We start from the raw sequence: 18,980 nt of genomic DNA, 5'->3' as shown, positions 1-18,980 counted from the left end.
TGAAAATTTCCCTCGACCGTTCGCTTTTTCTTTCTTTTTCGGAAAATCTGTGCTATACTAAAAACAACATTTTACCTTGAGTGGGGTATACGCATGAGCGAGAGAAAAGAAGTCTATGTTTTAGGCCACCGCAATCCCGACACCGATTCCATTTGTTCGGCGATCGCCTACGCGGACGTTAAAAATAAAGAAAATGACGGAAATCACTATGTCGCCGCTCGCGCCGGGCAGATCAGCTCCGAGACAAGCTACGTCCTCCAGCGCTTCGGCATGCGCCAGCCGACCTACGTCAACAATATCGGCACCCGTGTGCGCGATATGGAGATCCGCAAAATTCCCGGCATCAACGAGGGCATTTCCATGAAAAAAGCATGGAGCATGATGGCGGAAATGAACGCCGTCACGCTGCCCATCGTCGATGCAAACAACGTGTTAGACGGCCTCATCACCATCAACGACATTGCCACGTCCTACATGGAAAATCAGGACAGCACCATGATTGCAAAAGCCAAAACGCCGTACTGCAACATTTTGGAAACGCTGGAAGCCAAAATGCTCGTCGGCGACCCCGATGCCGTTTTCGAGCACGGCAACGTCGTCATTGCCGTCGCAAACCCGGACGTCATGGAAAACTACATCGAAAAGGACGACATGGTCATCACCGGCAACCGTTACGAATCGCAGCTTTCCGCCATTGAGTCCGGCGCGGGCTGTATCCTCGTCTGCCTCGGCGCAGAGGTCTCCCGCAGCATCCAGAAGCTCGCGCGCGACAATAACTGCGCCGTGCTCACTACGCCGCTTGATACGTACACCGTTGCGCACCGCATCAGCCAGTGCATGCCGGTTAAGGCGTTCATGCGTACGAAAGATCTCGTCACGTTCACCCCGAGCGATTACACCGATGCCATTAAAGATACCATGCAGAACACCCGCATTCGCGATTTCCCGGTTATCGATAAAAACGGCAAGTACGTCGGCATGATCTCCCGCCGTAACTTGCTTGGCATCCGCAAGCGCTCCGTCATCTTAGTCGATCACAATGAGCGCAGTCAGGCGGTTGAAAACATCGAAAACGCAGAAATTTTGGAAATCATCGATCACCACCGCATCGGCTCCCTCGAGACGATGGCGCCTGTGTATTTCCGCAACGAGCCCGTCGGCTGCACGGCGACCATCATCTATTCCATTTATAAAGAAAAGGGCTTCGAGGTTCCGCCGCAGATTGCGGGTCTTCTGTGCAGCGCCATTTTGTCCGATACGCTCATGTTCCGTTCGCCTACCTGTACCATGCTGGATCGCGCCGCAGCGGAAGCGCTCAGTGCCATTGCGGGCATCGATTGCCAGAGCTTCGGTATCGAAATGTTTACCGCAGGCAGCAACCTCAAGGATAAGACTCCGGAAGAAATTTTCTATCAGGATTACAAGAAGTTCGAGTTCGGCGACGTCACGTTCGGTGTCGGCCAGATCAACAGCATGAGCGGCTCCGAGCTCGATGAGCTGGAGCGCCGCCTGCGCCCGTACCTCGAAAAGTCCTGCCGTGAGCATGGCCTCTCCATGATGTTCTTCATGCTGACGAATATCATCGAGGAGTCCACGCGCCTCATGTGCTACGGCGAGTCTGCCGATATGCTCGTTGAAGATGCCTTCGGCCGTGCGCCGAAAGCGGGCACCATCTGGCTTAAAGGTGTTGTCTCCCGCAAAAAGCAGCTCATCCCTGCCTTCATCGATGCCATCAGCAAAGAAGCCGGCGGCGGTGTGTGATTTTCTCTCGCGTGTCCTCTCCGATTTCGGCTATATGGCCGATTGGACCATCCCGCGGCACGATCGACTGCGTTTCGATATCATGATCGGCAAAATAAACGAATAATTCATGAGAAAAGGGTCGGCCCAAAGCGGTCGGCTCTTTTTGCATACAGAAAATTGCGAAAAATAAAAAATAGGACTGGATTTTTTTGAAAGACTGTGTTATAATGTTTGCTGTTGAACAGAATATGGGCCCGTAGCTCAGCTGGGAGAGCGCTGCGTTCGCAACGCAGAGGTCAAGGGTTCGAATCCCTCCGGGTCCACCATGATTGGGTGACAAAAAAGATGTCACCCAATTTTTCTCAGTATTTATGCGGGTTTTCGGGATTTTTAGGGCAAAATCCGGTAAACGTTTTTACCGTAGATGTCCAAACAGTAAACCGCGGTTGAATCCGCCACAGCGGGGCTTCCGCCTGATTTTTCAGGTTGGAAGCCTCGCTTTTTTGCGTTTTCCCACCTTTTTCCCGTTGTCGGAGCTGTAGAAGTTTCCGGCAGTTTCATAGATAGATTGACGAACCCACAAAATGGGCGAATTCTAAGCCCTCAAGATCCAAGGGGGTGGTGCGCCCTTTTTTAGAGCGTCCCGGCTGGCTGGTTGGGGCGCTCTCTTGTTTCCCCCTCTCCCAGACCCTCACCCCCGGATTACTTACCAGCTGGGAAAGAACAAGAGATGCTCTCCAGCAAGCTTACTCAAAATCAATCGACTTTCCAAGTTTTCAACAACCACCAAGAAAGGATGCGAAAAAACATGAACATCGGCATAGACCACGGCTACTACGCCATCAAAACCCGGCATTTTTCTTTCCCAGCCGGTATCTCGGAATATTCCCATGAGCCTTACACCTTGCAGAACACGCTGGAGTATGGCGGGAAGTTTTTCGTGTGCGGAACCGGCAGACAGCCCATCCTACGCAACAAGATGGAGAACGACAATTACTACCTGCTTACCCTTGCCGCCATTGCCAGGGAGATCAAACAGCGCGGCGGAAAAACAGAGTGTTCCGTAAACATTGCCGCCGGACTGCCTCTGGCCGGATTTGGCCGCGAGAAAAAGTCCTTTCGGGAATACCTGCTGCGTTCTCCCCAGCCGGTCGGTTACCAATTCGAAGGAATCCCCTACAAAGTAACCATCGAGGATGTGAAGCTGTTCCCACAGGGGTACTCCGCCATCGTTCTCCACCCCGAACTCATCCAGAACGAGCCGTCTGTCCTCCTGATGGACATCGGCGGCTGGACGGTGGATCTCATGCGGCTGGACAACGGCATTCCCAACGCTTCCACATGTCGCAGTCTGGAACTCGGCATGATCCGCTGCATGGATGAAACAAAAGAGCAAATCCGCCGGGACATTGGACTGTCCGTCACCGATGCGCAGGTAGAGCGTGTTCTGGCCGGAAAGCCCTGCAGCATGGACGAGGATGCACGGAGCATCATCCGGAAGCAGGGGCGAATCTACACGGAGCGCCTTCTTTCCGCAGCCATGGAATCGGGATTTGACCTCAAGGCCATCCCGGTCGTGATGCTGGGCGGCGGCGCGGCGGTGGTCAAAAGCAACGTGAGCCCCCAGGACGGCCTGTGTCGGGTTTTTGCCCTCCCGGACGACAAGGTAAACGCCGAAGGATTCGAGCGCATTTTGGGGCAGTTTGCGGGCCGTTTGGGCAACGGATGAGCAGGCCCTTATTCGGCTTCCGCCCCAACCTCCGGAACAAGGCGCACCGCAAAGCATGGGAAATTCTGCAGGCTGTGCCGGAAGGGCGGAAAAACGCCTTTCTGGTGCAGGCAATTCTGGAACATGAAGAAAAGGAAGCTTTGGAATCTACTCTGCGGCGGGTGCTGCGGGAAGAACTTCAATCTGTTCCTGCCCAGCCCGTACAGCAGCCGGAAGAAGCGATCCCACCGGAGATGATGGGCTTTCTCGGTTCCCTGCTTGGAGAAGACTGACTGCAAACGCGGCCTTTATTGGTTGTAACGTTTGTCGGCCCTGCTTTGGCTGAAAGGTTGTTGGTCCTGATGATAGCTTTGTCCGGGCCTTTCCGGTATGCTTGTGTTGCCCGAAAGAGAGCGAAAACGAAAGGAGCGGCGGCGTATGGAAACCAAGGGCCTCACCTGCAAAATCCCGCTGGATCTGCACAATCAGATCAGCGAGGAAATCCGGGAGACGGAAAGCACCATGAGCAAATTCATCGAAATGGTCATTCGAGAGCACTATCAGAAAGGAGAAGTCAACATGACGGAAAAAGGAAAAACACTGGCATTTCAGGTAAGCGGGGAATTGTTCCAGAGGATAAAGGAATACCTTGTCCTGTACGAGAAAACCTATCACCGCCGCCTGACACAAAAGGAATTCGTGATCAGCCTGATCGAGCAGGCGCTGGAGGAAGCCGAAGAAGAATTCGAGGCCGCCAGAGCCGCTGCGCATGAGAGTCAGCAGGAGCAGGCTGAAAGCGGCCCGGAAGCCGCAGAATGCCGCGATCCCGATGCGGATGGCAACGCGCAGAATAGCGAAGTTCCGTCCACAGAGGATGACGCCGAAGGAGAGCTCGCGTAGAAGCAACAGCAGCCCCGCAGGACTGAGGTTCAGCCTCAGCATCCTGCGGGGCTGTTTTCATATAATAGATCTTTTACCATTTGAAAGGAGGGATGCCGGTTGATTGTGTAGCAGCATGCATCGAAAACAGAAATAAGGAGCGTGATGCCCAAAGCTATAACGTATATCGACCTGTTCTCCGGCATCGGCGGGTTCCGGGAAGGGCTCAGCCGCGCCGGAGGTTTTACCTGTATGGGCCATTGTGAAATCGACAAATATGCCGATCAAAGCTATCGGGCGCTGTTCGATACAGAGGGAGAGTGGTTCTGTGAAGATATCCGAAAAGCCGATCCCAAAGAAATGCCGGACTTCGACCTGCTGTGCGGCGGATTTCCATGCCAGTCTTTTTCAATTTCTGGAAGGCGGGGCGGATTCAAAGACCCGAGAGGTACGCTGTTCTTTGAAATTGCCCGGCTGGCTGCAGAAAAAAGGCCTGCATATCTGCTGCTTGAAAATGTTCTCGGACTGCTTAACCATGACGGGGGCCGGACGTTTGCGGCCATCCTCCATACGCTGGACGGACTGGGGTATGGTTTGGAATGGCAGGTGCTTAACAGCAAGGATTTCCATGTCCCCCAGTCTCGCCGCAGGGTGTACCTTATCGGATATCTTGACGAGCGATGCCGGGGAAAAGTATTTCCTTTCACCGGAGCAGCAGAAACATCTCTTGTGCAAGTCCTTCCCGGAGCTCAGGGCGAGAGAGTCTACGCCCCGGAAGGCGTAAGCTGCACCCTTTCGGCGCAGCCGGGCGGCTTCGGCGGGAAAACCGGTCTGTATGCTGTCGGCCCATCCGCAGAGAGCGGCCTCGGAAACAAACATAAAGCGACATATGCCGGAGCCAATGTCCGGTTGGCTGATTTCAAGCAAAATTCACTTCCCATAAGCTGCGAGCCTGGCGTTCCATGCTTTGTGGATCTGAATGAAGATCCGAAATTCACGGCGTATTCCCGCTGTCTCACAGCAAAGCAGGACAGCGGCCTGCACAGGCACAAACGGGAAGCATCCGGCGTTTGGGACGGCCGGCGCATCCGCCGACTGACGCCGAGGGAATGCCTGCGGCTGCAGGGCTGGCGGGATGAGCGCATCGAAAAGGTGCTGCCCCTCCACGCCGACACGCAGCTGTACAAACAGGCGGGAAACGGCGTCACCGTCACGGTTGTGGAAGCGATCGGGAAACGGCTGGCCGCCGCCCACCGGGAGGTGACAGCCGCCGATTGACTTAAAAGACCAATACTTCGGTTGTGAGATCGAGATGACCGGCATAACCCGCCGGCAGGCAGCGGAAGCCGCAGCCGCTTTGTTCGGCGCCACTGCCCGCCAGACGCACGAGTCCCGCACCTACGACCCATGGGAAGTGATGGACCGCGAAGGCAAGGCATGGCGGTTTGTCTACGACGCCAGCATCCGCGGCTCTCGCAGGCTCGGCCTGCAGCAGGTCCCCACCGGCGACGGCGTCTACAAAGTGGAAATGAATTCCCCCAAGCTGGAGTACAGTGAACTCGGGAAGCTTCAGGAAGTTGTCCGCGCACTCCGCCGCGCCGGCGCGGTGGTCAATGAGAGCTGCGGAATGCATGTCCATGTGGACGCATCCCGGCATACGCCGCGGAGCCTGAAAAACGCCCTTTCCATCATGTATTCCAAAGAGGACATCCTGTTCAAGGCCCTCAATGTCAATGAACGCCGGGTAGAGCGCTGGTGTCAGAAAGTGCGGGAACCCATGCTCGAGAAAATCCGCAAGCTGCCCGCGAACACGACCATGGAGCGTTTAAAGCGGGAATGGTATGAGGGCTCAGACGAAAGCGATGAGCATTACAACTGGACCCGGTATTACGCCCTGAACCTCCATTCCGTGTTTTATCGCGGCACATTGGAATGGCGCTGCTTCGAGAGCACGCTTCATGCAGGCAAGGTACGGGCAAATATCACGCTGGCGCTGGCGATCTCCGCACAGGCGATCAACCAGAGCCGGACAGTGATGCGAAAAACCGAGATCAGCGAAAACCCGGCCTTTACCTTCCGCACCTTTCTTTTGCGGCTGGGCCTCATCGGGCCGGAGTACAAGAATGTGCGGGAACACCTGCTCTCGAATCTGCCGGGCGACCGAGCATGGCGGTATGACAAAACGCAGTACCCCAGCCTGCAGAACCGCCGCAATCAGGAACGATAGGAAGTGATCAAAATCGGAAATTTCAAAAAGCCAACCGAACAGCCGGATTTTCAGTGCGGGCAAAAAGAACGCCATGATGCGCGAAGCGGGCACAGCGGCACGCTGCTGTATTTTGCTTATGGTAGCAATATGAACCGGAACCAGATGGCGTTCCGCTGCCCTGATGCGGAAGTGGCAGGCAGCGTCCGGCTGGAAGGATACCGCCTTGCTTTCCGTGAAAACGGCGGCGGGGTCGGCGTTGCCACCGTCCTGCCGGAACCGGACAGCTTCGTGGACGGCGTCCTCTGGCGCATCTCCGAACGGGATGAACGGCGTCTGGACCATTACGAGGGTTTTCCATATCTGTACGGTAAGGCGCCTGTCACCGTGACCGGTCGAAACGGTCAGAAGCTGGAGGTTATGGCCTACTCCATGAACAGCCCGTATAAGGAAACGCCTGCCATGCCCTCCAAAGCCTATCTGGAAGGCATCCTCGATGGCTGCCGGCAAAACGGGATCAAAATCGCTTCTATTCTGGAAGCGATCTGGATCACCCAGCGGGAACTGCCTCAAAAAGCAGATCCCCATAGAAATCAACGCCGCCAAAAAAACGGCGAAGAACGATAATTTCAGCATCGGCCCCCGTGGGACAGAGATTTTCTCTCCATCCCGCGGGGGCCTTTTTTTATTTACAGTAAAGGAGAATCGTGTGAAAAATACTTTTTCACACACGATTTGTGCCTTTGCCGCAACGAACAAAGCGGCAATCGGCTTCGCCGACCGGCACAAAAAATAAGGAATGGTGATTATTATGAAAAAGACAAGGCGATTGCTGTCTCTGCTGCTGGCTGCGCTGATGCTGACCTGCTGCATCCCGCTGAGCGCATGGGCAGCTGAAGGAACTGCGGATCCTTCACAGTTGAACGCTCCCTACGCATGGCCGCTGCCCAGCAGCGGGGCCATAACCCAGGGGTATTCTTCGGACGAACACCAGGCACTGGATATCGCTATAGAAGAAGGAACCCCGGTCCTTGCCGCAGAAAGCGGGACGGTCGTCCACACACAGGTATGGGACGGCGTCACCATGGACGGCGACCAGAGCTACGGCAATATGGTCATGCTTTCCCACGCGGACGGGAACTCAACCCTGTATGCGCATTTGAGCGAGATTTCCGTTTCCCCCGGAGACGCGGTGGAAAAAGGCTCTGAGATCGGCAAATCCGGCACAACGGGCAATTCTACCGGCCCGCACCTGCATCTGGAAGTGCGGACGGCAGACGGGTGCGTCGATCCCATGAAGTTCCTACAGGGTTCGCAGGAACCCCTTTCTCCGGAGGAATCCGAAACAGTTTCCGGTGAATCCGCACCGGAAACGCAGGACGCGCCGCTGAAAAAGAAAACCGCTGAGGCAGAATATACACTTCTTCCGGAAAACGGCGTCTCCCTGCAGGCCGCGCATCAGACAAAAGGAACGTTGATTTCCACCGGCGACATCAATGTGTTCACCGACGCGCCGGCCACCGATACCTTCGGAGAAATCGGGACTCTCATGAACAAAATGATGGAATATCCGGACGGCAGCCGGGATACCGCCTATTGCATTGAGCTCGGCGTAGAGGTGAACTATCCGGAAGATTACGAAAACGTAGAGGATTTGCTTCCGGATTCCCAGCATTTGCGTCTGGTCGGCGATGCGCTGACTTTTGGATTCAAGGCTGAAGACGGAAGAATTGATTCCGCAGAGGAAAACGCCCGGTATGCCGCGACACAGATCCTGATCTGGGAGATTCTCGAAGGCGGTTTCGGATCCCCTCAGGCGGCAAAGGACGTCCTGACCTGTCTGGAGTACACGGCTGATCCGGCAGAAGCCAAATCGTTTTACCGATCTCTGGTTGAAGCCGTGGAGAGCAAGTATGTTCTTCCGAGCTTTGCCGCCGAGAATGCAGAAAGCGCCGTTCCCATCGAATTGAAATGGGATGGGACAAAGTATACCGCTGCAGTCACGGACTCGAACGGCGCGCTCTCCAGATACCGGTGGTCCGGCGACGGCCTGACTTTTGACCAGAGCGGGAACACGCTGACCATTTCCGCAGACGCCTCTCTGTCGGAAACCATCCGCCTGCGGGCAAACTGTGAAACCGAGGGCGGCCCCGGCGCGGTTATCTGCTGGCAAAACAAAGATCCCAGCCGCCAGAATATCGCGACGGGCTGGAATGCTTCCGATACAGTCAGCGCATACATCGCGGTATCCTGCGAGTCCGCCGGATATCTGAAAATCGTGAAAACCTCCGAAGACGGGCAGGTTTCGGGAATCCCCTTTCATATCTCCGGCAACGGCATAGATCGGGACGTTGTGACCGGTCCGGACGGCATAATCGAGGTGGACGGCCTCCAGGCGGGAACATACACCGTGACCGAGCAAACGCCGGACAAATACGTACAACCCGCGTCTCAGCAGGTTGAGGTTTTCCCCGGCCGGGTCTCGAGCGTGAGCTTTTCCAATATTCTGAAAAAGTTTACCGTAGAGGTGAAGAAAGTGGACGCTGCGACCGGAGAAGCCCAGGGCGAAGCCTCGTTGGACGGCGCGGTTTACGGCCTGTATAAAGGTGAAACCCTGCTGGATACCTACACTACGGAAAACGGAGGCAGGTTTACGACGAAAATGTATCCATGCGGCACGGATTTCAGTCTCCGCGAAATCACCCCCAGCGAAGGGTATCTGCTGGATAAAACTGTCTATCCCGTAGGCGCCGAACCGGGGAATTTCACGCTGGAGAACAACAGCATCCCGATAACCGTCACGGAAGACGTTGTTCTCGGCAGCATCGCCATCACCAAACACACAGACCGGCCTGCAGACGATGGGAACTCCGATCAGATTGAGCAGCCGGAAGAAGGCGCGGAATTCCAGGTCTATCTCGCAAGCGCCGGCAGCTATGAGAACGCCGGAGAATCCGAACGGGATATCCTTCGCACAGATTCCAACGGTTTCGCACGGTCCAAAGATCTCCCGCACGGCCTGTATGTGGTGCATCAGTCCAAGGGCGAGGACGGACAGAAATTCGTCCCGGACTTCACGGTGTTCATCTCCGAGCACGGCAAGACCTACTACTATATCCTAAACAACCCCTCTTTTACCTCCCTCATCCTAATTGAAAAGCGGGATATTGAAAGTGGAAAGATCATTCCGCTTGCAGGCGCCGCATTTAAAATCCGCAATACCGATACCGATGAATGGGTGGTGCAGCACGTCAATTATCCCACGCCAATGGACATCGACACCTTCGTAACAGACGCGACGGGAACGCTTATGCTGCCTGAATCCATGTCTTCCGGCAATTTTGAGCTGGTCGAGCAGCAGAGTCCGTGGGGATATGTGCTGAGCGACAGGCCGGTACCTTTTGTGGTAGACGGCACGCAGGACATCATTACAGTTTGTAAATACAACGCCGCACAGAAAGGCACCATCACGGTTTCCAAAAAAGGCGAAGTATTCAGCCATGCAGCGGAATCCGACGGGATGTATCAGCCCCAGTACGAAGTGCAGGGTCAGCCGGACGCTGTGTATGACATTATCGTACTGGAAGATATCGTCACCCCGGATGGCGCCGTTCACCTGAAAGCCGGCGAACTGGCCGGCACCCTGACCACAGGGCCTGACGGGACCGCCACCTCGGCGCCGTTGTATCTGGGGCCATATCAGGTGCTGGAACGCACTGCGCCGGACGGTCTGATAAAAGATCCGGAACCCAAGAATGTGGTTTTGTCCTATGCAGGGCAGGAAGTGAAGATCACCTCCGCGAGCGTGGAGTTTGTCAACGACCGGCAGAAAGTGGAAATCCGTCTCAAAAAGTTGCTTGAGCAGGATGAAGTCTTTTCCATCGGCATGCATGAGGAATGGAAATCCGTCACTTTCGGTCTGTTTGCCGCCGAGGCGCTGACCGCATCGGACGGCACCTCCATTCCAGCGGACGGGCTTATCGAAACGATCGGCGTCGATGAAAACGGAAACGCCGCGTTTACAACCGACGTGCCCTGCGGCGCTTCCCTGTATGTAAAGGAGATCGCCACCGACGATCACTACATTTTGAGCGACGAGAAATATCCAGTCGTGTTTGAATATGCCGGTCAGGATGTGGCTGTCGTTGAAATTGACGTCAACGACGGCGAAGCCATTGAAAACAAGCTGAAGCGCGGCAAAATATCCGGCTGGAAGGTGGATCAGGACGGCTTCGAGCTGGACGGGGCTGTAATCGGCCTGTTCCGGCCCGACGAAACCGAATTCACCGAAAAAACCGCCCTCATGGTTGCCGAGAGCAACGAAATCGGATATTTCGAATTCAACAATGTACCGGTAGGTAACTGGTCGGTTCGCGAGATCGCACCGCCCGCAGCTTTCGTATTGAGCGAGGAGCGCTTCCCGGTGGAGATTACCGAGGACGGGCAGACGATTGAGATCACCATCGAAAACCAGATCATCCGGGGCATTGTCGAAACCACAAAGGTGGACGCCGACTACCCGGACCACAAACTGTCCGGCGCTGTTTTTGAGATTTATGCCGACGTGGACAACAACGGAAAGTTCGATGCGGACGTTGATCGACTCGTGGGCGAAATGGCCGAAACCGAGCCGGGCCTCTACCAGCTGAAGGATCTTGCGTGCGGAAACTATCTTCTGCACGAAAAAGAAGGCCCGGAATTCTTTGAACAGGACGACGCGTACCACCCCTTCTCCATTGTTGAAAACGGCGTCGTCGTGCGGGTTGAAACCGAAGCCGGCGTTGGATTCCTCAACAGGGCGCAGACCGGCTCCCTGAAAGTGATAAAGACCGCCGACGACGGCAGCATCGAGGGCCGCACCTTCAAAATTACCGGCGCAGACTTCATGGGCAATCCCTATGCGCAGAAATTTCAGACGGATGAGAACGGCGAAATCCACGTTGAACTTCGGGTCGGCAAATACACCGTATCCGAAATGGCCGGCGAGGACGCTGAAAAATACATCCTGCCGGACGACCGGACTGTAGAAGTCCGAGCTGGAGAAACCGTAACGGTTGAGATGCACAACCGGCTTGTGCCGGAGACGCCCGACATGCCGCAGACCGGCGATCATTCGTCCGCGGCCGTGCCTTTGGGCTTAACCGCTTTGTCGACCGGATGCATCGTGACAATACTCATGATCAGAAAACACCGCAGCAAACGGTGTAAGTAATCGGGAGGAAATTTGTCTATGGAGCCAAAAGCCATTATTTTAGTCTGCTTATGCGCCGTCATTATAGGCGGTCTTGTTTTCCTGCACGTGCGAAACCGCAGGAACAAATAGCAGCACATAAGAGCGGGCGGGGTAAATACCCCGCTTTCATTTTACGTGGAATCGGAGGGATTCATTGAGAGAAATCGAACTTTTAACACGAGTGGCCAAACAGCACCGCACCTTTGTCTCCAACCTGACCCAGCAGCCGGATCTCAAGTGGACGGCTCTCGGGGATCTGTATCGTATGGAAGACAAGACGCGTTTTTCCCTAAAGGACTGGGAGGAAGCCGTCTCCTATCTGCTTGGATGCGCAGTGCACTTTCAGGACTACGAAGAAATCGGAAAAAGCCTCAAGCCTTTTTCCCTGCAGGTGAGGTGAGCAGATGAACCAACACTATACCGCCGAATCGGTGACGGAAGGGCATCCGGATAAGCTGTGCGACATCATCGCGGACCGTGTGCTGGATGAATGCCTCGCCCACGACGCCCTCTCCCGTGTGGCCTGCGAGGTGCTGGCCACCAAGGGACAGGTTATCGTCGCCGGGGAGATCACCAGTTTGTACGAGCCGGATATCCCTTCCATTGTGCAGTCGGTTTTTAGAAAGGCGGGATATGATCCTACCTCTTTTTCCATCCAATGCCTCCTCCACCGGCAAAGCTCGGACATCGCCGCAGGAGTGGGCTGTTCGTTAGAGCGCAGGAGAAATCTCTCCAAAGATCAGCCCGCCCTGCAACTCGGGGCCGGAGATCAGGGCGTCATGGTGGGATATGCCTGTTCGGAAACGCCGCAGATGATGCCTCTGCCGGTGGTGCTGGCGCACCGTCTTACCAGCGCCCTCTCTGCCGCCCGGAAAACCGGGATGATACGGGGCCTGCGCCCGGATGGAAAAGCGCAGGTCACTGTAGAATACGGCGAGGATGGAAAACCTCTGCGGCTAGACGCTGTCGTCCTTTCGGCCCAGCACAGCCCGGAAAAACCCGAGGATGAACTTAGCTGGGAACTCACCGACAAGGTGCTCGCCCCGGCGCTGCAGGCTTTACCTCCGGACAAGGACACAAAAATCCTTCTGACCCCTTCGGGGCGGTTCGTTTTGGGCGGCCCGGAAGCCGATACCGGCCTCACCGGTCGAAAGCTCATGGTGGACAGCTACGGCGTGTTCGCCCCGCACGGCGGAGGCGCATTTTCCGGTAAAGATCCCACCAAGGTGGACCGTTCCGGCGCATATATGGCGCGGTACATCGCCAAAAACCTTGTGGCGGCAGGGCTGTGCGAAAAGTGTCAGGTCGCGCTGGCCTATGCCATCGGCAAAGCCGAGCCGGTCATGGTGGAGGTGGATACCTTCGGCACCGGCACGGTTTGCGCCGACGATTGTCTGGCGGAGGCGGTGCGCTTCGTATTTGGATTAACGCCTGCAGAAATCATCTCCCAGCTTGACCTTTTAACGCCAAGATACACACAGACAGCCGCCTATGGACATTTCGGAAAGCCGGAATTTCCGTGGGAACGCACCGATCAGGCGAAAATCCTGCGGGCGGCTGTTATTTAACAGGAAAGGAGCAGCCCTATGCCCGGAGTAACGGAAGAACAAATCATCGCCGCCAGACAGATGACCGCCATTGAGTTTTTGCGGCGGTACCGGCCCGGAGAACTGGTCAAAACCGATAGCCGGGGAGAATTTGAACTCCGGGAACACGACAGCTTCAAGATCAATGAAGAAACCAGCTTCTGGCATTGGAAAAGCCGGGACGTCGGCGGCAAATCCGCCCTTGATTATCTTGTCAAGGTGGAAGGGGTAAAGTTTGTGGACGCGGTGCTGGCTCTCTGTGAAAAAAGCCCCAGCTACATCCCGCCTCCTTCCCAGCCGGAACAGAAAAAAGAATTCGCCCTGTCTCCGGCAGCGGCAAACAATCGCAGGGTGTTCGCCTACCTCATGAAACGGGGGATCAGCCGTGAGGTAATAGAAGCCTGCGTCCGGGCGGGGATTCTCTATGAAAGCGCAGACTACCACAACGCCGTGTTCGTGGGAAAGGACGAAACCGGTACTGCCCGGTACGCCTTCCTGCGGGGTACCTATACCAAGGGAAAGCCTTTCAAGGCGGAGGTATCCGGCAGCGAAAAGCAATATTGCTTCTGCCTTCCGCCCAAGGGAAAAACCAACCGGCTGGCTGTGTATGAAGCCGCCATCGAAACCCTCGCGCACCTGACGCTGGAAGGGTCTGCGGATAAATGGCGGCTGTCCCTTGGCGGGATCAGCGCACCGAAAGACGGAGAACCGTCACGTTCCTTTTCTTTCAAAAAGCCGCTTGCATTGGAATCTTTTCTGGGGCGTCACCCAGAAATTGAAGAACTCGAAATCTGCACAAACAACGACTTCGCCGGAAGATGGGCCGCTACGTGTTTGGAGAAAGCCTATCAGGGCAGATACCGCATTGTGAAAAACCTGCCGGAAAAAGAAGGCTGCGATTATGCCGACCTGACAAAAGAGCGATACGAGAAGCAGGCCGCCCGTCAGAGGGCGACCTGCTCCCGTTAGAAAGGAGATCAGAATATCGAAGAAAAAGAGAGCACACTGAAACTCTATTCCCCGCTGACCGGGGATTTTTACAAAAACGACGTGGACGAATACGGCTGGAACAACGGAGTGGCCGATTATCCTACGCTGTTTTCAGGCGTTGATATGGTCTACTACGAAGATCGCATTCGGGATGCCATCGACCAGCGCAACAGCGCGGACGGCGGGAACCTGATGCTCTATTTTGACGAGCGCCGAAACCACGAAGTCAAAGCGAAGGTACTCAGCGCCATCCCGTCGGTGGAAATACGAAACGGAGAACTCACGGGATGCACTACGGTTCGGCTGGAAGCGCCTCTCACTGAAACAGAAATGGAAGACTTGCAGGATTACCTGAAAGGACAGTTTTCCGACGGCTGGGGCGAGGGTTTCGAGCAACAGGAAATCCGAACCGGCGACGGCGTGCTGTACGTTCACTTTTGGGAAGAACCCTTCGAATTTGAGGTTGAAGCGGTACATCCCGCAGAGCCTCCCCAAGAGCAGCCCGTCTCCAGACGTCCGAAAATGGCGCTGGCGGGCATGGACAAAAATATTTTCTGCATTCTCAGCAAAGCCTCCGACCTGCTCAAAAGGAACGGGCAGGCGGAGCAGGCCGGACAGATGCGCCGCCGCGTCTTCCAATCCGGCGACTATTGCAGAGCGCTGGGCATTATCAGCGAATACGTGGAAACAGAATTGTCGGAGAAAAATCTGACAAAACAGAAAAAGCGCTCCGACAGGGAGCGATAACCAAACAATGAAAGGAAGATGCCTCTGAACGAAACGAAAGAGCTCGCACAAGTCATGGACGAATCTGTTTTACCGCTTACACACAGCGGCGGAGACGGCTGGACTATCCTGCACGGGGATACCCTGCAGATCATCCGTGCATTCAAGCCGCAGGTGTTTGATGCCCTTATCACCGACCCGCCCTATGCTTCGGGCGGCTGGAAGCCCTCGGAGAAAAACCGCACCACCAACCAAAAATACAGCAGCATGGATCCAAAAAACGCCCTGCCGGATTTCGACGGGGATAACCGGGACCAGAGAAGCTGGACAAGATGGATGGCCGAATGGTTGTCCGACGCGCGCAAAGCCTGCAAACCGGGAGCGCCCATCTGTCTGTTTATCGACTGGCGGCAGTATCCGTCCATCACCGACGCTCTGCAGTGGGCCGGATGGATCTGGCGCGGCTCGGTGGTTTGGGATAAGATGACCAGCCGCCCGCAAAAGGGACGTTTCCGCCAGCAGAGCGAATATGTCGTGTGGGGATCCAACGGCCCCATGCCGGTGAACCGCCCGGTGGGCTGCCTGCCGGGCGTATTCCGCTACGCCAATCCGCAGAACCGCATCCACGTCACGGAGAAACCTCTGCAGCTTATGCGGGATCTGGTCAAAATCTGCGTGCCGGGCGGGCGCATTCTCGATCCTTTTTGCGGAGCCGGAACCACCGTCCTCGCCGCCAGACTGGAAGGATACGAAGCCGTAGGCGTCGAAGTTACCGACGCCTATTACAAACTGGGTTCCGACCGGGTTCGTTTTGCTTTGGACTCCCATACCGAAACGGAAGAAATCACCAGATAATCCTGTGGTTGTCCACGTGGATGACCAACAGGAAACCAAGCGGCAGACTGGAAGTCCATGTGGACGTCCAGCCCTGCCGCTTACAATATTCATAGGAAGGAAAAGCATCATGGAAAAAGCATTTGCCTATATCTGCGCTGATGCCGAAGCTGCGCCTCATCTGCTCCGACGCTACTGCCGCAAGGTTTACGAACTCGGATACGTCCCCATCTGCCCGAAGCTGAGTGAAGCGCAGTACCTCCAGCCGGATGACGCCGACGAAAAGAGGGATTTTCACAGCATAGCCCGCCAGAAGCTGGACCGATGCCGCATGCTGGTGGTGTGCGGGAATGAGATCAGCCATAGTATGTCCGCAGAAATTGGAGCCGCTGAAAAGCGAAATCTCATCTGCACTACTCTCGACGGTCTGATTAAGATCAAGGAAGCCCACGGCGTTTAGTCTTTTGTAGTTACAATGTGTTGACAAAACTGTATTTTGGGGATATACTACACTTGAAAGGAGTGGATCGCCATGCAGGAACATATGAATGTTTCATCTATGCCTAAAACCAGTTCATTTCAAATGCGGATTAATCCAGAAGTCAAGAAACGCGCAGAGGAGATCTACGCAAACTGCGGCATGACATTGACCGACGCTGTTAATATTTTTATCCAGCAGTCGATCAACGTGGAAGGTCTGCCTTTTCTTGTGACGCAGAGCAGCAAAGAAGCTCTGCGGGAACAGGTCGTCACGCTTCTGATGGCTGAATTGAAAAAAGGTGAAGATTCCGTCCACATTGATGCGGATTGGGTTTCAGAGGAAGAAATGCTGGCTGAATTTGGAGAAACCCGATGAAGCTGAGATATACACCGGAAGCGCGGGCCGATGTCCGGAAAATGCAGGAATACATCCGTGAAACGCTGAAAAATCCCCTTGCAGCAAATCGGATAGCTGCAAGGATCCTGGAGAGTTGCTCCCGCTTAAAAGATCTGCCTCAAATGGGCGCAACACTTGCGGAAAAAGTAGGCCGTGAAACGGATTTGCGGTATCTGATATCCGGAAAGTATATCGTCTTTTATCGAGTCGAAGACGACGCCGTTTCGGTAATCCGTATTCTGGACGGCCGAACCAATTATATGCGGGCTCTATTTCATGAACAGGATTGAACCGAAATCCTATATCAAAAAGTCGAAGCAGAAATGCTCCGGCTTTTTTCTTTGCCAGCCGGTGACTGGTTTTGCAAGCATAGCGTTTGGATATCCAAACGCATCTCGGGGAGCTCCCCCTCCCCCCGATGAGCAGCACCGGCCGATTTTGTTCAAAAAGTAAGAGGTGAAATAACTGCGAGAAAAGCAATACGCCGCGTTCGCGGCAAACGCCAAAACACTGAACAGCCTACGCCGGAACGAGGTAAACTACGTCCCCGGCGTTTTTGAGGTGACGAAAGTCATCGTCCTGAACAAAGAGAATTTTGAAAAGCTCTCGGAGAATGTCTCTCCGGAATATCCCTTCCTCAAAGATAATCGGGAACTTATGAACGCCGATCCGGGCGGCCTGTTCCGCTGCCTCATGGTACGGGCCGAGGGGAAAACAGAAAATATGTTGATCGCACAGAGGAAAGACACCCTGTACCTTGGCTACGGCAGGGATTATCGCAATGTAGATCTGCGGGGTGTACCTGAGGAACGCATTGCCTTGGAAGAACCGAAAATTTATCAGGAGCACGCTGCTTTTTACCATCGGCCTGTCCATATTGACGATCTGAATGGGAAGAATCTACTGCGGCCTGTACCGGAGCGAAAGAACAGTTTTCAGGTGGAACAAGTCGTCGTTCTTTCCGATGAGCAGTTCCAGCAGTTTGAGCAAAGCGGGTTCATGGATGACCAGAGCTTTCCGTTTGATTGCAGCGACAAGATGCGTTTCGATCCGGTCAGCCTCTGCTGGCACTGCACGCTGGTTAAGGGGCAGAACAGCACGGACGGTATCCTTATGGGATCGGACGGAGGCGATCAAGCCAAACACGCCGCGTTTATCCCTGACTGCGGCAGATTGAAGCTGCAGGGCGTTCCTGTCCATTATGAACCCCCGGCAAAAGCGCCGAGCCAGAAGAGAAAACGCAAAAGGAATGCGCCCGAACGTTAGGAGGAGTCCATATGAGAAAACGAAACCACATTATCCCTCTCCACCTGAATAAAAAGGAGCTGGCGCATCTGGAGGCGCAGGTGAAAACGAGCGGCCTGCCGCGCGAGGAATTTCTGCGTTCCCTCATCATGGGCGCAGAACTGCGTGCAAGGCCCTGCGACCACCACGCAGATCTGCTCCACAAGGTGGCCGGGCTCTGCAACAACGCAAACCAGCTCGCCAGGGTAGCCAACACCTATGGGGAGGCCGGTCCGCAGAGCATTGAGGAAATGACGAAGCTTGTCCGTAAGGTTTGGGAAGAAGTAAAGGAGAACTGGTAGCCAACCTGCGGTTGGATGCAATTCGCGCACATAGCCAGGACATGAACCCGTCCAAGGTGCCCGCGCTTAAAACGCAGAAAGGAGAAAAGCGCCATAGCATATACCAGTGTTATCCCCGTCCACCGCCTGGATAATGCCATCAATTATACGCTCGATAAGAACAAGACCTCCCGTTCGCAAAATGCAGACTCCCTGCAAGGTGCGGTGGACTATGCTCTCAACCGGGATAAGACGGAGCAGGATCTGCTCGAATCGGCTCTTGGTTGCACCTGTGAAGACGCCTTTGAAGATATGTGCCGAGTCAAAGAAATGTGGCATAAGGAGCAAGGTGTGCAGGGATTCCACCTGGTGCAGAGCTTCGCCGCCAGTGAAGTGACGCCGGAGCTGGCGCATCAAATCGGGCTGGAATTTGCAGATCGGCTTCTACATGGGAATTTTCAGGCGGTGATCAGCACGCATTTGAACACCAAATGCATACACAATCACATTGTGTGTGCGCCCATAAGGGGCAGAGTAAATCCGCTTAGCAAGCGGCAGGTGTGAGGTTTCAGGCCTGTGGTCAACGGCTAACCTGGCGGGGAAACCCAAAGGGGACAGCAGCATGACCGTAAA

At 54.9% G+C, this 18,980-nt stretch carries 19 protein-coding genes and 1 tRNA gene; all 20 read left to right on the top strand.

The features are described 5' to 3' along the window. The first annotated feature begins 93 nt into the window (after window positions 1–93). The 20 genes from R2K26_RS08850 (at window position 94) to R2K26_RS08755 (ending at window position 18,911) form a co-directional block, all read left to right on the top strand. Window positions 94–1,761, top strand: coding sequence for a putative manganese-dependent inorganic diphosphatase (locus tag R2K26_RS08850; RefSeq protein ID WP_316519686.1), 1,668 nt, complete (start codon window positions 94–96; stop codon window positions 1,759–1,761). A gap of 232 nt (window positions 1,762–1,993) precedes the next feature. Beyond that, window positions 1,994–2,069 (top strand) — tRNA-Ala (locus R2K26_RS08845). Between the two features lie 482 nt (window positions 2,070–2,551). Continuing rightward, window positions 2,552–3,472: a ParM/StbA family protein gene (locus tag R2K26_RS08840; protein WP_316519684.1), complete on the top strand. Its 921-nt coding sequence runs from the start codon at window positions 2,552–2,554 to the stop codon at window positions 3,470–3,472. Beyond that, entirely contained in the window at window positions 3,469–3,744 is a 276-nt protein-coding gene (locus R2K26_RS08835) for a plasmid segregation centromere-binding protein ParR (RefSeq protein WP_316519682.1), read from the top strand. The genes R2K26_RS08840 and R2K26_RS08835 overlap by 4 nt, the downstream gene beginning before the upstream one ends. Window positions 3,745–3,889: 145 nt before the next feature. Then, window positions 3,890–4,351: a translation initiation factor 2 gene (locus R2K26_RS08830; RefSeq protein ID WP_316519679.1), complete on the top strand. Its 462-nt coding sequence runs from the start codon at window positions 3,890–3,892 to the stop codon at window positions 4,349–4,351. 144 nt (window positions 4,352–4,495) lie between these two features. Next, window positions 4,496–5,608 carry a DNA (cytosine-5-)-methyltransferase gene (gene dcm / locus R2K26_RS08825; protein WP_316519677.1) on the top strand — a complete coding sequence of 371 codons (1,113 nt, stop codon included), beginning with the start codon at window positions 4,496–4,498 and terminating at the stop codon, window positions 5,606–5,608. Next, window positions 5,604–6,557 carry an amidoligase family protein gene (locus R2K26_RS08820; protein WP_316520853.1) on the top strand — a complete coding sequence of 318 codons (954 nt, stop codon included), beginning with the start codon at window positions 5,604–5,606 and terminating at the stop codon, window positions 6,555–6,557. The genes dcm and R2K26_RS08820 overlap by 5 nt, the downstream gene beginning before the upstream one ends. Window positions 6,558–6,560: 3 nt before the next feature. After that, window positions 6,561–7,163 (top strand): gamma-glutamylcyclotransferase family protein, encoded by a 603-nt coding sequence (locus R2K26_RS08815; protein ID WP_316519675.1) that lies wholly within the window; start codon window positions 6,561–6,563, stop codon window positions 7,161–7,163. 184 nt (window positions 7,164–7,347) lie between these two features. Further along, window positions 7,348–11,748, top strand: coding sequence for a SpaA isopeptide-forming pilin-related protein (locus tag R2K26_RS08810; RefSeq protein ID WP_316519673.1), 4,401 nt, complete (start codon window positions 7,348–7,350; stop codon window positions 11,746–11,748). 175 nt (window positions 11,749–11,923) lie between these two features. Continuing rightward, window positions 11,924–12,169 carry a hypothetical protein gene (locus R2K26_RS08805; RefSeq protein ID WP_316519671.1) on the top strand — a complete coding sequence of 82 codons (246 nt, stop codon included), beginning with the start codon at window positions 11,924–11,926 and terminating at the stop codon, window positions 12,167–12,169. A gap of 4 nt (window positions 12,170–12,173) precedes the next feature. Further along, on the top strand, window positions 12,174–13,337 hold the full coding sequence (gene metK, locus R2K26_RS08800) for a methionine adenosyltransferase (RefSeq protein WP_316519668.1): 1,164 nt from the start codon (window positions 12,174–12,176) through the stop codon (window positions 13,335–13,337). Window positions 13,338–13,355: 18 nt separating this feature from the next. After that, window positions 13,356–14,324: a DUF3991 domain-containing protein gene (locus tag R2K26_RS08795; protein WP_316519666.1), complete on the top strand. Its 969-nt coding sequence runs from the start codon at window positions 13,356–13,358 to the stop codon at window positions 14,322–14,324. A 108-nt stretch (window positions 14,325–14,432) separates the two neighbouring features. After that, complete coding sequence (locus R2K26_RS08790) at window positions 14,433–15,092, top strand: hypothetical protein (RefSeq protein ID WP_316519664.1); 660 nt, start codon at window positions 14,433–14,435, stop codon at window positions 15,090–15,092. 54 nt (window positions 15,093–15,146) lie between these two features. Continuing rightward, the gene (locus tag R2K26_RS08785; protein WP_316519662.1) at window positions 15,147–15,926 is read left to right on the top strand and encodes a site-specific DNA-methyltransferase; all 780 of its coding nucleotides are present in this window, start codon (window positions 15,147–15,149) and stop codon (window positions 15,924–15,926) included. A 109-nt stretch (window positions 15,927–16,035) separates the two neighbouring features. Beyond that, a complete protein-coding gene (locus R2K26_RS08780; RefSeq protein WP_316519661.1) occupies window positions 16,036–16,365 on the top strand; it encodes a hypothetical protein in 330 nt (109 codons plus the stop codon). 72 nt (window positions 16,366–16,437) lie between these two features. Further along, a complete protein-coding gene (locus tag R2K26_RS08775) occupies window positions 16,438–16,761 on the top strand; it encodes a type II toxin-antitoxin system RelB/DinJ family antitoxin (protein ID WP_316519659.1) in 324 nt (107 codons plus the stop codon). Next, window positions 16,758–17,072, top strand: a complete 315-nt coding sequence (locus R2K26_RS08770; protein WP_316519657.1) for a type II toxin-antitoxin system RelE/ParE family toxin — start codon at window positions 16,758–16,760, stop codon at window positions 17,070–17,072. The genes R2K26_RS08775 and R2K26_RS08770 overlap by 4 nt, the downstream gene beginning before the upstream one ends. Window positions 17,073–17,343: 271 nt before the next feature. Beyond that, complete coding sequence (locus R2K26_RS08765) at window positions 17,344–18,048, top strand: hypothetical protein (RefSeq protein WP_316519655.1); 705 nt, start codon at window positions 17,344–17,346, stop codon at window positions 18,046–18,048. An 11-nt stretch (window positions 18,049–18,059) separates the two neighbouring features. Continuing rightward, window positions 18,060–18,368, top strand: coding sequence for a plasmid mobilization protein (locus R2K26_RS08760; protein ID WP_316519653.1), 309 nt, complete (start codon window positions 18,060–18,062; stop codon window positions 18,366–18,368). Between the two features lie 204 nt (window positions 18,369–18,572). Next, window positions 18,573–18,911 (top strand): relaxase/mobilization nuclease domain-containing protein, encoded by a 339-nt coding sequence (locus R2K26_RS08755; RefSeq protein ID WP_396897238.1) that lies wholly within the window; start codon window positions 18,573–18,575, stop codon window positions 18,909–18,911. Window positions 18,912–18,980 lie beyond the last annotated feature (69 nt).

The organism is Neglectibacter sp. CSJ-5 (assembly GCF_032490475.1).
Taxonomy (GTDB): domain Bacteria; phylum Bacillota; class Clostridia; order Oscillospirales; family Acutalibacteraceae; genus Hominenteromicrobium; species Hominenteromicrobium mulieris.
Note: the sequence above shows the minus strand (reverse complement) of the source record. Positions and strands in the feature narration are given on the sequence as shown.

Excerpts from the sequence above, each read along its gene's own strand:
- R2K26_RS08850 (WP_316519686.1), top strand. The coding sequence starts at position 94 with ATGAGCGAGAGAAAAGAAGTCTATGTTTTAGGCCACCGCAATCCCGAC.
- R2K26_RS08840 (WP_316519684.1), top strand. The coding sequence starts at position 2,552 with ATGAACATCGGCATAGACCACGGCTACTACGCCATCAAAACCCGGCAT.
- R2K26_RS08835 (WP_316519682.1), top strand. The coding sequence starts at position 3,469 with ATGAGCAGGCCCTTATTCGGCTTCCGCCCCAACCTCCGGAACAAGGCG.
- R2K26_RS08830 (WP_316519679.1), top strand. The coding sequence starts at position 3,890 with ATGGAAACCAAGGGCCTCACCTGCAAAATCCCGCTGGATCTGCACAAT.
- dcm (WP_316519677.1), top strand. The coding sequence starts at position 4,496 with ATGCCCAAAGCTATAACGTATATCGACCTGTTCTCCGGCATCGGCGGG.
- R2K26_RS08810 (WP_316519673.1), top strand. The coding sequence starts at position 7,348 with ATGAAAAAGACAAGGCGATTGCTGTCTCTGCTGCTGGCTGCGCTGATG.
- metK (WP_316519668.1), top strand. The coding sequence starts at position 12,174 with ATGAACCAACACTATACCGCCGAATCGGTGACGGAAGGGCATCCGGAT.
- R2K26_RS08795 (WP_316519666.1), top strand. The coding sequence starts at position 13,356 with ATGCCCGGAGTAACGGAAGAACAAATCATCGCCGCCAGACAGATGACC.
- R2K26_RS08785 (WP_316519662.1), top strand. The coding sequence starts at position 15,147 with ATGGACGAATCTGTTTTACCGCTTACACACAGCGGCGGAGACGGCTGG.
- R2K26_RS08780 (WP_316519661.1), top strand. The coding sequence starts at position 16,036 with ATGGAAAAAGCATTTGCCTATATCTGCGCTGATGCCGAAGCTGCGCCT.
- R2K26_RS08775 (WP_316519659.1), top strand. The coding sequence starts at position 16,438 with ATGCAGGAACATATGAATGTTTCATCTATGCCTAAAACCAGTTCATTT.
- R2K26_RS08770 (WP_316519657.1), top strand. The coding sequence starts at position 16,758 with ATGAAGCTGAGATATACACCGGAAGCGCGGGCCGATGTCCGGAAAATG.
- R2K26_RS08760 (WP_316519653.1), top strand. The coding sequence starts at position 18,060 with ATGAGAAAACGAAACCACATTATCCCTCTCCACCTGAATAAAAAGGAG.